Below are 14286 nucleotides of genomic sequence, written 5' to 3'. Positions count from 1 at the left end.
TCATAAGTAACGGCAAGTATTTACAAGCATTAACAAAGTAGCTGCCTTGAAATAAAGTTCGTAATGATTAGATTTATATATTTAACTAGGTCGGTATGTTTAAAGGTATTAACTTTGTTTAATAATATTGGCGGTGTCAGTAATCGCGGTTGGGCACGGCATCTCGTCCAAGCACTTATATAAATTAAAAGTGAGCACTGATTGATGGAGGAATCGATATGACGCCCAACTCGGAAAGCAAAGAGTTAGTAATAACGCGTGAGATTCATGCGCCACGTGAACTTGTATACCAAGTATGGACTGAAGCAGAGCACCTGAAGCACTGGTGGGGGCCGAAAGGGTTTGAAATAAGTGTAAAACATCTCGATTTTCGTGAGGGCGGATTTTTCCACTACAGCATGCAAGCTCCTGATGGCAGTCAAATGTGGGGTAAATTTGTGTATCAGGAGATCAAGGCTCCCGAGAAGATTGTCTGGATCAACTGCTTTTCGGATGAGGCAGGAAACATTGTCAGGTCTCCATTCAGTGATTTGATCCCGCTCGAAATTCGCAATGAGGTAACATTGAGCGATAATAATGGTACAACCCAAACAACCCTTTGCAGCCGACCGATCAATGCTACTGAAGAAGAGCGCAACTTCTTTGAGGGGATGTTCGATTCCATGAAGCAGGGCTTCGGAGGTACTTTTGATCAGCTTGAACAATATTTGTTGGAGGAAAAAAACTAGCCAAAGCGTCCAATAGGATGTCTTTTTTTGGTCCAAAGTTCCGTGAGCAGAAAGTTATTTCTACACCTGCCGTTACCCGCTGTTTGAACATTAGCGGGTGCGGTATTTTTATTGTCCTCACACACTGAAAGTGATAATCGTTATCAATAGTGATAAAATAAACAAGAGCCCTCATCTGCTTCTGATCAAGAAGCTGCACAGGATGTACAACGATCGATCTTACGTATTACTGGCAAACGACTATTGAAATGAGGTATGCAACGTGAAAATCGACGTTAATCAGTTAGCGGAGCATTTGGCACACATTCCTTTTCAAGTAGAAGGAGTATATCGATATGCGAAAAATCCAGGCGTACCTTACGCTGAATATACAGATTCTTTTCCTGGATTTGTGTTTCCACTTACAGGGAAGGTACAATTTCAATTTAATGGAACGCCTTATATCTTTTCGCCAGGAAAAGTTGTGCATGGCGGTGCAAGAATGAAACTAGCTCAAAAAATGTTCGGTAACACAAACTGGGAATATATCCTTGTTTTATACCGGATATATAACTCAGAACTAGAAGAGACAAGCTTTTCCCATCAGCACTTTGAATTATCAACGGGTCAATCTCCTCGTCTGATTGAATTAATTATGCGCCTTTGGCATGTGTATAATCAGCCTGGTGGCATTTCGATGTTTCAGACCGAAATGCTGTTTCGTGATGTACTGAATGAAACCTTATTATGTGTTGTGAATAGGCAGAATAGCTGTGAATCACAAACTTTGTTCGAACGGGTATCTCATTATATTCATGAATACTATGATCAAAGCCTTACAATAGCATCGCTTGCAGAACAACATAACGTGAATCGAAATCGACTGTCTTATGTATTTAGAAGACATGCAGGTATGGGACCAGCGGAATATATATTAAAACATCGGATAAACATGGCGCAAGAAATGCTATTTACAAGTGATGCGCCTGTACAACAAATTGCGCAAACGGTTGGAATTGCTGACCCGTTTTATTTTAGTAGAGTGTTCAAGAAACAACATGGTATCTCTCCTACTGAATATCGAGAGAAGTTCATCAATAATCCATGCTAATTTCAACAGGCATCCATTCTCATCTGAAAATTCCTTTTCTATACTAATGGCAAACGAAAGATAACATGATGTTGGAGGAATTTTTGTATGCAAAAGATGAAAGGCCTGCTAATCTCCATCCTATTAGTAGCAGGCATACTGGCAGGTTGTAATGAAACACCTGCTGAAAATAGAGGATCAACGACAGAAGGCGCATCTACAACAGCAGGTAAGGTAGATACAACTGAATGGCCAAGAACATTTAAGGATGCCTTAGGTAAAGAAATTGTTATCGAGAAACAACCAGAGAATATTGCTTCATTATGGTATTTTTATCCTGAAATACTAGTTGCATTAGGTGAGTCGCCTGCTGCTTCTACTGAAAAAGAGTATCTATCTTCTTTAACCTATTTAAAAGGAAAGCTGGATTCTGCTGATGAATTAGGAGAAAAATTATCACCTAATATTGAAAAAATCCTATCGATAGAGCCTGACATTATTTTAGCAACTGAGAATCATGAAAAAATGTATGATTCACTAGGAAAGATTGCGCCAGTCATTACGTTAAAATCCAAGGACATCTATGATGATTGGCAATATGGACTCCGTACAGTAGCCGAGATTATTGGAAAAGAAGATGAAGCGGAAAAAGTCATTGATAAAATGATGAAAGAAATCACAACTGGGCGCGAAGCATTAAAATCGATTGAAGGAGAGTCAGTAGCCCTTATATTGTCATGGGATGGAAAAACGTTTAATGTCCTAGGTGAAGGAAATCCGGTCTATATACTTGCGTTTGATAAAGAGAAGGGACTGGGACTTACACCAGACCATATATTTAAAGGTACGACTAATAAATTTACTACGTTTGAAGGAATATCAACTGTTGAAGCAGACCATATTTTCCTTATCGGTGACATTACCAAAAAGGAAAAATTAATGAATGACTTAAAACAAAGCAATGTATGGAATAATCTCAATGCCGTTAAGAAAGGAAATGTTCATTTAATGGATACGTCCGCTATTACTGGTGGCCCATTAGCTATCGAATACGCTTTACAAAATATAACAAGTGCCTTGCGTAAGCTCTAAAAAGTCGAGAAGAATGAGGAGGGATTCACATGCATTACCAAGCTATTAATCTGAATGAGAAGCTATCTACATTCAACGATCTCTGGTCTCCGAAAGTCATTGCTGAAATAAATGACTATCAATTTAAGCTCATTAAAATTGCTGGGGATTTTATGTGGCACGGGCATCAAGGGACGGATAAGGTATTTATTGTGCTCGAAGGAGAGATGTTCATTGCTTTTCGTGATGGCCAAGTGAAAATTTCCAGGGGTGAGATGTTTATTGTCCCGGGGGGAGCCGATCATAAGCCTTTCGCCGAAAAGGAATGCCAGATCCTGTTGGTGGAGCCTAGAGGAGTAGTAAACACTGGCGGTAATGAGTCCGAATGAGCAGCAGCCAATGATAAATTGGATCTACTAGTACAGCTCTCAGCTCCGCTTTTTTTACGTTCAATATCATTTTGTTCCTTTTCCAGCCGCTGTAGCTATTGCTCCAGCGGATTTTTATGCTAATTAAATCTGATCTTCCCGACATAAGCATTTTTCCACTGCTGGTTATCTATAAAAGAGTTCCTGCCATTAAAGAAAAAGAAGCCATTACCATTGGAATGCAGTTCTCTATAGGAAAAGACAAAACTGATAGCCTTAGTCATCACCTTGCTTTATATCGGTGGCTATTCAACATTAACTTCCTACATCCTAAGGACTGAGCTTTAGCCGATCCTAGGGAAAGGTATACAATTCCAACAAGCTTTCCCATTTTCATAGTATGATTATATTGAGCTAAGATGGAACACGCGAAAAGGCGGGAGACAATGAACGAACTACAAAAAGAAGCGCTGGAAGAGATGAAAACGGCGATACATAAATGGTTTGACGAACAAGAAAATAGAAAGGACACAGAAGAAGTAGTCTTACGCACCACACTGCAAGTAGGCATCTTTAACTTTGTCATGCTAGATTATCGGCCGGGCAGGACTAGGGTTGAAACTTCGAAATCTGTGGGAAGTGCCGCAGGCAAAAAGTCGATGAAAGCCTCACCCTTTACGCGGGAGCAGATATTGCATGAGGTTCAGCCCCTGCTGGCGGAAATCGTAAGGGAGAGGCTGGGCAAGCTGGAAACGTCGCCGTTGATCAACTACCGTTTTACCTTCCAAGGAACCTTCGCAACGACGGACGGGCTGGTGGAATTAACGGTGCTGGAAACTGTGTATGAAGAGAAAAAGCGGCAGCTTCTGGAGCGAATTCAGTCCTATATGGTGGAAAATCTGGAGAAGGGCTCTAACCCGACAAACAGGCTGGAAACCTTCTTTTTGGCGCGTCATCTGCTTGATACGCATTTGTTCCCCGAACCGCAAGCCGCAAAGACGATAGCTTTATTTGACCGGATTCAGGAGTTGAATAAAGAACGGGTTGAGGCTCTCGCGGAGCATCGAAGAGATATCATTAGGGCTTTGACTGACTGGGTCGAGAATGTATTTTTGCCGCGTTACTATGATGTCACCCGTTCTGAATACAGGACTAATGAGTATGTAATCAAGCCAGATGCTGTTTTTGAGGACAAGGATGAGCCGAATCAGCCTATCGACCTTTTGTTGTACGGAGCGGTAATGATTATTCGTTACGAGCCGGACTTCAACAAACTCAAGGGTCAGACTTTTCTGGAGCTGGCGAAGCAGCTTGGCAGCGGTAAAGCCGCACGTATGCTGAAGGATGGCAGCGACAGCTTCTCGCAAGAAGACGTCCATATGCGCCATGAATTAGTTGAATGCAAGGCTAACGATGTTTTTTCCCTTTTCACAATCGTTATTCGTAAGGAAGAAGCCGGGGCGTACGAGCGGGCGATTTCGTTTATTCTCTCCCTGCTCCGAAAGGACTTCCCGAAAAGCTACAAGATCAAGTTGAAATCCAGCGTGAAGGAGTATTTGCCAATCAAGGGGCTAGCCAAATCGGACACGCACCGTTTTTTTGCAAATGCTCTAGCTTATCCCGAGCTGCATCCTTTGTTGGAGGAATATGCTCGTGAGGCGATGGAAGAGTTTGAATGGTACGAGGATACGGAAAGCGAAAAAAGCGTAATGCCGGGCAGCTATGCTGTGTTCGGGCTGGGGCTTTCGTCCGAGCGGTATTTTCCGCTTGTTGAAGCTTACATGGACCTTGTGGATGATGAGCATCAGCTGGTGCATGACAAGTTTACAGCCGTTTTTGCCGAAACCTATGGCATAACGGAACGCTCGACTCCCACCTTGATCGCCTGCCTGCTGCGCTCCCACGATTCACTAAAGCTGAAGATTCAGCCGGAGCTGGAAAGCGAAGACAAGCTGTGGCTATTCGTAAAGAAAATAGAGACTCTCTCAGATGACGAGGCCGAGCGGGTACTGTACCCGATCTGGGGCAAGGTGGAGAAGCTGGCTGCATTGGCTCGAAAGGCGGAGGGATCGCACAAGGAGCTGATCATTCGTCTGCTAAAGGCGGCGGGGGCGGGGATAGCCTGACGGTGGTTCGGTGAAAGCGGCATTGATAAGTATGCTTTTGAGTGAAACGATCTTATTTGCATAATTACCATGCTGAAAAGAAAGTGGGAGAAGAACATGTACATAAGCAAATGGTGGGGAGATTTAATTGGCGGGTCCGATGATTCGCTGGCATTAGTCGACTATTTGGAACAATTGGGCTCAACGAATGTGACGCTCGATCAGATTCTAAAGGACTTGGGTCTGGATGTTCTGCTTTCCGAGGGAGACTTGAAATGCGGCGGAAGTATTGGATTTGATATCAAAAATGCTAACGGCACGTTTCGAGCAGAACTTGATATTGCCTGCTCAGCTCTAATCGATCTTTCAGCCATTGTGTTGGAGTCTCAAAAATCAGGCTATGTCGATTTGCATGATTTGGATGAGGATAGGCAGTCGCGCAAACTTTATATAGATGCCTCTGAAGAAAAAAGGAACCTGCTTCGGGATGAGTTGTACAAGTTTTCCCGTGATCCGCTGGCTTACGAATTAGCCGAGCTTGTTCCAGTGGATGATATGAGAGAGCTTGCGGAAAAGGCAAAAATGATCGCAGATGAGCTGGCACAGTTAAGCTGAATCCATACCACAAGTAACGGAAAATTTTTGGCCTTAACCGCTCATGGGGCTCGGAGAGTTGCCTCGAAGGTGGGGTGGGAGTCTCCTCCAATCCTGTCGTTACAGGCTCGACTAAAGTAGGACAAAGGAGAGAACATGGATTTTCAAGTGCTGCAATTAAAAATCGAGGCGGCTGCGAGGGCTGCATTCGAGCAAGTAAGAAACAAATATGCAGGACAAAGCTTTTGCGGTTACGCCTTGTATTCCGACTCGGATGCAATCACCGTATGTCCGGCGGTAAACTCAACCGATCACCTGAACAAAATGATTGCTGGCGACCCTGATGATGCGATTTATTATCGCTGGAGTCCAGGGGAATGGGATCATGAATTCGAAGGTGCTGAGTTCTTTGAGGATATTTCCAATCTATTGTATAACGAAGTGATGAGTATGCAGTCGGCGGAAAGACACAGGGACTATAAAGAGAAGGTTTATGAGTGTTGCGTGGCTGCGCTTGAATCACTGAAAAAGGAAGGTTTTTTCTCCGATATGAGCGAATCGGGAGTATTAGTCTTTACTGTATCGGATGACACAAATGCACTGGAATGTGATTGGATTGCCCGATTGAACCGAAATGAACTTGCTCAAGAATTTCAGAATTGGATTGGCGGTTGAGAACATCCAGTACGATTGGGGAGATATTATGTCCGTAATACATGCCTACCTTGCGAAGTCTTCCAATCCTTACTCCCATGAGCGTCTTGCTTCCGAGTTAAGCGACTATTTTGATTTTGAAAGAAAGAACGGACTGGAAATTGGAGTATCAGCAAATCCGTTTACGAGAGAGAAATACTTGATTTTCCGTTGGCCGGGATGGAATTTTACAGCACATTTTGAAACTGGCCGTAGTGTAGCTGAAGATGTAAATTACATTGCGAGCATCACCAAGGATTGTCCGCCTGAAATCAAAGACTGTGCCGAACGCATTCGTTTCGTATTCTCGCCTGATGAAGGACGGGAATTCACGAATCATATCATTTGGGCGATAGACTATTTGGCGGAAATACCAAGCGCAATCATTTTTGATGAAAGTCAAAAAACAATAGTGCGTGGCTGGTAAAGAGGCGAATACCTACGGCGGCGTCAAATCGCAGAAGGATAGGAGAGATCGACAATGCAACTTTCAGATTCCACCCATGCCGAAATTACCGTGCTGTGTAAACAAGGCGATGATTTGGTGAGAGCAGGCAATCTTGAGGAGGGCAAGAATAAGTACGTCGCGGCCCTCCGATTATTGCCGGAAAATCACCGAGAATGGGAGGCCGCAACGTGGATATATGTGGCTATTGGGGATGTTCATTTTCAAATGAAGAATTACGATAAGGCATTCAAGTGTTTCTTTAATGCTGTACAGTGTCCCGAGGGGCTGGGGAATCCTTACATTCATCTTCGGTTAGGGCAATTGTATTACGAACAGGACAACCATGAAAAAGCTGCAGACGAGCTGACCCGGGCTTACATGGGTGCCGGGATTGCGATCTTTATGGAAGATGACCCAAAATACCTTGAGTTTTTGGAGACAAAAATAGAGATTTGAAGTTTCAGGATTAGAAAAACACTATTGGTACAGGAAAGAGCACCAATTACCAGGCAGAAGTCCAAGCTGGAGGGGACTCCTAGATATGAAAAAGCTGGCACTTATAATAGGCCAGCTTTTTCATGTCCTCGCTAAATTTCTCGCATGAGGCTGCTTTATTTTCTTTCTGACTCAGCTTGGTGTACTTGGCTAGTAGTAACTTGTGTCAGATCAGAGTGGGCAAAATCATCTGTGTGCGGCAATTGTACATCAAACTCATGGATCGGAGAAATTTCCAGATTCGCGTTTTCAAATTGCAGATTTAAGACGTGTCCGCCACTTGTTTTATCCTCTGTGATGAAGTGGAGATGGAATCCGGGAACATTCAGGGCTGCTGCATAATTTGGCGTATAGAAGCCAATCAGGGTTCCCTTAACATTTTTAAATTCAAACTCGGATTGTTTTTTGGTTACTTCAGTCAGCTGCGGATAAGGTCTGGTTTGTTTTGGAACTGTTCTAGCCTTTACCATCTTAAAGGTACCGGTCAGCTTTACGGCATAAAAGACGTTCTTGTTTTCAAATTTCTCCTCAAGCATTTTTGTTAATTGATTGTAATCTTGCACATTGGTTAATGTAGTTTTTTCTTTCGGCTCGAAATGTGTAGTAACCGCAAATGGAGTTTTCACACTTTCTGGCAGCTCCGATAATTTTCCGGTGCTGTCGATCTGGTAGAATTTTGTACCCATCTGAATCATCTCTCCATCGAGATCATTGATGGTACCAAGCCCCATATCGCCTCGCAGCTTCAGGTCTTTCAAAGTCAAGTCCCCTTCAAACTGTCCAAGCATGAGTGCATTGATCGTTGAGTATTGAAACAGTACATTTTTTGGTGCCGGATTAGCGGCAACCGCAGGTTTGGATTCCTGCTTGGCAGGTGGTGCTGGTACAGTAGCCGTTGTAGCTGCAAAAGCAGTCAAAGACAGCCCGGCAACCAGAGCCAGAGATGTGATAGAAGTGATGATATTTTTTTTCATGTTTTTCCCCTCCACCTTTATATAAAATTTGTTGCTAACGAAGTTTGTAGTTTTGCACATTATTCCTGATTTGTTGTGCGGTATCCAGGACAATTTTCACTTGTTCCATTAATTCATGCAAAGATTCTTGTTGTCTTTCAATATTGGACAGAGTATCGCTGGAATCTCTGGAGTTGGAATTGGCAATATTCGAAAGATCTTCAACCGATGCGCTCACTTCCTCGGAACCCGCTGCAACCTCTTCCGAAATGCTGCTGAGATTTTGTATTTCATCATTGATTTTAGCCATATCTTCAATGATATCGGAAAGCAGGGTTTCCACTTTGGAGCTTAGGGTCAATCCGTCTTCAACTTCCTGCTGCACCATCGTCAACGATTCCACAGATTTTCTGGTTTCTTTATTGATCTCCAAAATCAGATTGGTAATTTGTGTAGCAGAATCAGCGGATTGTACGGCAAGCTTCTTCACTTCTTCAGCAACAACGGCAAAACCTCTGCCATGTTCTCCCGCACGCGCTGCTTCTATGCTGGCGTTGAGAGACAAGAGATTGGTTTGATTGGCGATTTCATTAATGACAGTGGCAAAATTATCAATTTCCATTGTTTTTTGCATGAGTGTTTCCACGAGATTGGAAGAGTGCAAAACAGCGGAATTAATTGTCCTCATTTGATTCAGTGAATCTGAGACAATCGAAGTTCCTTCTTTTGCTCTCTGATGCGTTTGTTCCGTAATTTCCCCGATTTCTGAAGCTACTTCGGCAAAATTGCTCACAGCAAGCACGCTTTCTTGCATCGTCCGGGATATCTCCGAAATTCCCTGAGCCTGATCCATCGAACCCTTGGTAACCCGGCTGTTCATTTCAGCGATTTTAGAGGAGGCATTGGCAACCTCAGTCACTTCCGAATTTAACACGTCCGTAACTTGATTAAGATTTTGCGCATTTTTCAGCAGGTCTTCGATGAGTTGGTGCAATTGGAGGGCAAGAGAGTTGAAGGCTTGCGCCAAATCTCCCAACTCATCTCTGTTTTTCACAGTAATGTGGGTCTCTGCAAGGTTCCCTGCTGCCAATTGCTTGGATAAACGCGTCATTTGTTTTAACGGGTGTACAAAAATCCGGTTGATCACGTACAAAATGACAAGCGACAATAAAACGGAGCTGATAATCATCCCAACTGTTTGTGTAATAATTGGCTTCTTCAGCTCGTCAAGTTCGCTGTCATAAAGCACGCCGGCGATTTTCCAGCCGGTTATCTTGTTCGTGGTAAAGACGATCCGGGAAGGTTTTCCGTCGATTTGGGCTGACAGTACTCCCGATTGCTGCTCATAAAATGATTTGTAGCTGTCATCTTGGGGCACTTCTCCAGCAGCAATGGTTGGATGGGTAATAACCTTCTGACTCTCATCCAGGATAAACGCGAAACCTTGCGTCCCTACTTTTGCCGCATTAACGGTATCAGTCACATACTTTTTCAACGATAAATTTACTACGGCAACTCCATGGCCATCGTCCGTAGTTTTTGCTACCGATACCACAATATTTTTAGAGGCGGCTGATACATAGGGTTTGGAAATAATCACTTGACCCTTCTGTTCCATCGCTTTTGTGTACCATTCTCGCGTGCGAGCATCATACTCCTTTGATAATGGACTTTGCGGCTCCATCGCAAAGCGTCCATCTTCGGTGGCAAGTCCAATCACTTCGGTATCATCGGTATGCACAGCTTTAAACTGCTTAAGGGTCGATTGCACCTGTTGATTTGACGCCAAATTCGTCTTTTCATCCTTTATCATGTCTTGATAAACGCTTTGAGGCAGTGATCTTGCCAGAACATCTGTGTCTTTCATGATGGGCACAACTACACGATCAATAATCGTGCTGAGGTTTTCGACCTGTTTATTAGCTGAATTGAGTAGTTGAACATCTAATGTTTGAGTAGCTGAACGATACGAGAAGTAGCCAATCAGAATACTTGGGACCAAAACCAAAATGAGAAAAACCGCAAATAATTTTTGGCCAATTTTCCACTGAAACCCTTTTTTAATGTCCACTCCAGCCATAATGAATTCTCTCCATCCAGATTTGTTTATTTATCTTTATATTTCAGTGTATCGGTATAAGAGTTTACAAAAATTAGACTTTTTTGTGTGAAACTTGAATAAATTGTTACAATGTACCAAATTGGATGTCCTCACCGATCTTTTGGTGAGGCACAGACTTTACCCACCATTCATCAAGAGGTTCAATTTTTTTATTGAATCGTTCTCTTTCAAAGGGCGATAAATGGTTAATTTCAACTCGGGGGCATCGTACACCCGAAATGTCATATGCTCCATCGTCATCGTACCCGCAGTCGGATGATTGATCTGTTTTGTCCCGATGGGAGTACCCTGTATATCGTAACGCGGCCACCATTCTCTGAATTCAGGACTGAGTTCCATCAGTTCGCCGACGAGCTCTTTAAACCAGTCCTCTCCGACGAACGGTGTACTGGTAGAACGAAATTGCCCTAGAAGACGTTTGGCGTGGCTTTCCCAATCGCCCATAAGTTTTCGATAGTCGGTTGACGCGAAACATCGCCAAACTGCGTTACGTTCTTTCTTATTCATTTTTTCAAAATCCCCGAACACCAACTGTGCAGCTTTATTCCACATCAATATGTCCCACCGCTGATCCGTTGCATAAGCCGGACACATTTCGAAATCGTTCATGAAGTTTTGCATGATCTTTGTAATTCCTGCTTCAAATGAGGTTGTTTGTTCAACAGGCAGTTGCCCGTGGGCGAGCATAAACAAATGATTTCGCTCCTCAGTATCGAGCTTCATTACCGTCACAAGACTATCAAGCACCTGGGTCGACACTTGAATGTCTTTTCCCTGCTCCAGCCACGTATACCACGTAAGCCCGATCCCAGCAATCTGCGCTAATTCTTCTCTCCGTAAGCCTTGGACCTTCCTTCTTGGACCTTTGGACAAGCCAAATTGCTCTGGAGAAAGCCGAGAACGCCGCGATTTTAAAAACAACCCCAATTCTTTTCGCTTGTCCTTATCGCTGTTCATCTAATCCCTCCGCCTAATCCTGTTACTTTTAATACTATGATTAATAGGCTTCTATTTGTAGGTTTGTTCGTACTTTAATCTTACAACTGTAAGGTTTACGAATAAAGACAAGGAGGTGATCATTCTGGAGGACTTAATCAGATCTGGTCCATCGAAAGGTCTGATCGCTCTTATGGTAATAACCTGCGGGTTTACCGTGGCAAACGTTTATTTAAACCAGACCTTACTAGTCGATATGGCGAAAACATTCGACTCAACCGTAGCAGAGATAGGAGGTGTGACGACTCTTACCCAGGTAGGTTATGCAATCGGGAACCTCCTGCTAGTGCCATTGGGAGACATGTTTGAAAGACGTCGAATGATTGTTTTCTTGTTGTTGGCGGTTTCATTGTCGCTATTATCGGCCGCACTATCTAATTCTTTAACGTGGTTAATCGTAAGTCATTTTGCGATAGGCATAACGACGATTATACCGCAGCTTATCGTTCCATTAGCTGCCAGTATGACAAATGATCGCAATCGGGGGAAGTTACTAGGGACGGTGGCCATCGGTCTTGTCTGCGGAATATTGGGGGCGAGGATAGTTAGCGGCATCGTTGATAGCATATGGGGCTGGAGAGTGATGTATTGGATTTCCTTTGGCTTCATGTTGTTGCTTACTCTCCTAATTCGGTTTCGGCTTCCCCAAAGCCAAGGTGAGACAGCGTTACCATACCGCCAGTTGTTGCTTTCGTTGGGGCCTCTGTTCGTGAAGCAAAAAGCACTCCAGAGTGCCTGTTTGAGTCAAGGTATGGTGTTTGGATCGTTTAGTGTCTTTTTTACTACTATAGGATTCTTGCTTCAATCACCCCCGTACGAATACGGCAGTGCCGTTGTTGGTTTGGTGGGGTTGGTCGGAATCGGAGGTGCTGTCGCAACTCCATTGATTGGACTGATCATTGACAGGAAAGGGGCAGCACTCGCCAATAAAATTTGCATGCTTGCAGCTATGGCTTCGTTCCTGATCTCCGCGGTTGCCGCTTATTGGCTGCCGGGATTGATTGGCAGCGCATTGTTGCTAACGGTTTCCACACAAGCAAATCAGGTTGCCTGTCAAGCAAAAATATTCGAACTTTCTGCTGCTGCTAGAAGCAGATTGAACGGGTTGTATATGGTTTTCACCTTTATAGGGGGTGCACTTGGGTCCTATGTGGGAGTGTGGGCATGGAGCAACTGGCAGTGGTCCGGCGTTTGCGTGGTTGGATTGATCATGGTCTTTGTCGGAATGAGTGCATCGTCGGGCATAAAAAATGTAAACGATACGAAAATTGAAAGGGTGAAAAATACAAATGCAAATTCATGATGATACCTATAATAAAGGAATGGAAATTCTGAAAAAAATAGATAGCGTGCATTACCAGAGCATTGTTGACAGTTTTAAAGACACAGTGGCCCCAGATTTGGGACAGCTCGCTGTAGAATTCAATTACGGCCAAATATTTTCCCGTCCAGGTCTCGATTTGAAATCTAGGCTTCTCGCTACAGTGGCAGGTCTGACGGCGATGGGAAATACGCAGCAGTTGAGGTTTTATATTAACGGAGCATTAAACCTTGGATGGACGGAAGAAGAGATTGTGGAGTGCATGATGCAAATGTTAATTTACGCTGGTTTTCCTGTTGCTTTAAATTCGATTCTGACCGTTGCTGCAGAAGTGTTTGCAGAACGAAAAACAAAATCAAATAAGGGGGGCTCCGAATGATTATTGACAGCCACTCACACGTTCATTCGTGGGTAGAATCTCACTTGAATATCATGGACGAATCGAACATCGATAAAACAGTTTTGTTCTCGACGCTTGTTCATCCGGAAAAAAGCGAGTCGTATTCTGAGTTTGTTGAAGAGATGGGAAAATTGTCAAACATATTGGCCAATCGGATAAATAGCTCAGAGGCACGTATAAAGGCAATGGACGAATTGATTCAGACGGTGCGGCAATATCCCGATCGCTTTATCGGTTTTGGAAGCGTACCGCTCGGTTTTTCCGAGACGGAAACGATGGAATGGGTGGAAACCAAAATCGTCAACAACGGGTTGAGAGGGTTTGGTGAATTTACGTTGGGATCAGGCCAGATCGGATTGCTCGACCCCGTATTCAAGGCTGCGAACGAGTGGCGTGGCCTTCCGATTTGGGTTCATACGTTCGAACCATTAAAAATGGTAGATATTCGGGACCTTGCCTATCTTGTTCAAAAGAATCCGAATGTGCCAGTCATTTTCGGACATTTGGGTGGCTTGAACTGGTTGGATACAATCAACTTAACGAAGGACATAGACAATGCTTATTTGGATACCTCAGCGGTATATACGGTTTTTGCCTTAACTCTTGCGATGAAAGAGCTTCCTGACAGAACGTTGTTTAGTTCGGACCATCCATACGGCGATCCTTACTTGGCAAAAATCGCTGTTCAACGTTGTGCACCGAGCAAAGAGGTCGAGAGAAGAGTGCTCGGTGAAACGATAGCGGAATTGCTTGAAATCTAATCTAAGTCCCTATTCATGGTGTACCGTATCGTCTCGTTAGCAGGTTGATCGGTAATTATATCCACTACCCCAAAAACCCGCAATATTGTCATTCAAGGAGAATATTAATGGAAGACGGAAGAAAGGGACTGGTTGTGCCAGCCCCTCTTTCATTTCTTTTTC

At 43.7% G+C, this 14286-nt stretch carries 15 protein-coding genes; 12 read left to right on the top strand and 3 right to left on the bottom strand.

Annotated elements, in window-relative coordinates; all coding sequences use genetic code 11:
- The first annotated feature begins 218 nt into the window (after positions 1 to 218).
- The 9 genes from HP401_RS31840 to HP401_RS31800 all read left to right on the top strand — a co-directional run bounded on the left by HP401_RS31840 (position 219) and on the right by HP401_RS31800 (position 7532).
- Positions 219 to 728: an SRPBCC family protein gene (locus tag HP401_RS31840; protein WP_173606398.1), complete on the top strand. Its 510-nt coding sequence runs from the start codon at positions 219 to 221 to the stop codon at positions 726 to 728.
- A gap of 262 nt (positions 729 to 990) precedes the next feature.
- A complete protein-coding gene (locus HP401_RS31835) occupies positions 991 to 1818 on the top strand; it encodes a helix-turn-helix transcriptional regulator (protein WP_173606397.1) in 828 nt (275 codons plus the stop codon).
- 87 nt (positions 1819 to 1905) lie between these two features.
- Positions 1906 to 2889 (top strand): ABC transporter substrate-binding protein, encoded by a 984-nt coding sequence (locus HP401_RS31830; RefSeq protein ID WP_173606396.1) that lies wholly within the window; start codon positions 1906 to 1908, stop codon positions 2887 to 2889.
- A 29-nt stretch (positions 2890 to 2918) separates the two neighbouring features.
- Positions 2919 to 3257, top strand: a complete 339-nt coding sequence (locus tag HP401_RS31825) for a cupin domain-containing protein (RefSeq protein ID WP_173606395.1) — start codon at positions 2919 to 2921, stop codon at positions 3255 to 3257.
- A gap of 425 nt (positions 3258 to 3682) precedes the next feature.
- Positions 3683 to 5362, top strand: coding sequence for a DUF6138 family protein (locus HP401_RS31820; RefSeq protein WP_173606394.1), 1680 nt, complete (start codon positions 3683 to 3685; stop codon positions 5360 to 5362).
- Positions 5363 to 5458: 96 nt separating this feature from the next.
- A complete protein-coding gene (locus HP401_RS31815; protein WP_173606393.1) occupies positions 5459 to 5956 on the top strand; it encodes an imm68 putative immunity domain-containing protein in 498 nt (165 codons plus the stop codon).
- Positions 5957 to 6091: 135 nt separating this feature from the next.
- A complete protein-coding gene (locus HP401_RS31810; RefSeq protein ID WP_173606392.1) occupies positions 6092 to 6610 on the top strand; it encodes a DUF4303 domain-containing protein in 519 nt (172 codons plus the stop codon).
- A gap of 28 nt (positions 6611 to 6638) precedes the next feature.
- Positions 6639 to 7055 (top strand): hypothetical protein, encoded by a 417-nt coding sequence (locus HP401_RS31805; protein WP_254457140.1) that lies wholly within the window; start codon positions 6639 to 6641, stop codon positions 7053 to 7055.
- Between the two features lie 54 nt (positions 7056 to 7109).
- Positions 7110 to 7532, top strand: a complete 423-nt coding sequence (locus HP401_RS31800; protein ID WP_173606390.1) for a tetratricopeptide repeat protein — start codon at positions 7110 to 7112, stop codon at positions 7530 to 7532.
- A 155-nt stretch (positions 7533 to 7687) separates the two neighbouring features.
- Here HP401_RS31800 and budA read toward each other — a convergent pair whose 3' ends face one another.
- The 3 genes from budA to HP401_RS31785 all read right to left on the bottom strand — a co-directional run bounded on the left by budA (position 7688) and on the right by HP401_RS31785 (position 11603).
- The gene (budA, locus tag HP401_RS31795) at positions 7688 to 8545 is read right to left on the bottom strand and encodes an acetolactate decarboxylase (RefSeq protein WP_173606389.1); all 858 of its coding nucleotides are present in this window, start codon (positions 8543 to 8545) and stop codon (positions 7688 to 7690) included.
- A 34-nt stretch (positions 8546 to 8579) separates the two neighbouring features.
- Positions 8580 to 10604, bottom strand: coding sequence for a methyl-accepting chemotaxis protein (locus HP401_RS31790; RefSeq protein WP_173606388.1), 2025 nt, complete (start codon positions 10602 to 10604; stop codon positions 8580 to 8582).
- 159 nt (positions 10605 to 10763) lie between these two features.
- On the bottom strand, positions 10764 to 11603 hold the full coding sequence (locus tag HP401_RS31785) for a helix-turn-helix transcriptional regulator (protein WP_064202793.1): 840 nt from the start codon (positions 11601 to 11603) through the stop codon (positions 10764 to 10766).
- Positions 11604 to 11775: 172 nt separating this feature from the next.
- On the opposite strand from HP401_RS31785, the gene HP401_RS31780 reads away from it, so the two are divergent.
- The 3 genes from HP401_RS31780 to HP401_RS31770 are packed head-to-tail and all read left to right on the top strand — an operon-like array spanning position 11776 to position 14124.
- Positions 11776 to 12945 (top strand): MFS transporter, encoded by a 1170-nt coding sequence (locus tag HP401_RS31780; RefSeq protein WP_217366172.1) that lies wholly within the window; start codon positions 11776 to 11778, stop codon positions 12943 to 12945.
- Positions 12932 to 13342 carry a carboxymuconolactone decarboxylase family protein gene (locus tag HP401_RS31775; protein WP_173606386.1) on the top strand — a complete coding sequence of 137 codons (411 nt, stop codon included), beginning with the start codon at positions 12932 to 12934 and terminating at the stop codon, positions 13340 to 13342. The genes HP401_RS31780 and HP401_RS31775 overlap by 14 nt, the downstream gene beginning before the upstream one ends.
- Positions 13339 to 14124, top strand: coding sequence for an amidohydrolase family protein (locus tag HP401_RS31770; RefSeq protein WP_173606385.1), 786 nt, complete (start codon positions 13339 to 13341; stop codon positions 14122 to 14124). The genes HP401_RS31775 and HP401_RS31770 overlap by 4 nt, the downstream gene beginning before the upstream one ends.
- The last annotated feature ends 162 nt before the right edge of the window (positions 14125 to 14286 follow it).

Origin of the sequence: Brevibacillus sp. HB2.2, from assembly GCF_013284275.1 — a bacterium.
Taxonomy (GTDB): Bacteria; Bacillota; Bacilli; order Brevibacillales; family Brevibacillaceae; genus Brevibacillus; species Brevibacillus brevis_D.
Note: the sequence above shows the minus strand (reverse complement) of the source record. Positions and strands in the feature narration are given on the sequence as shown.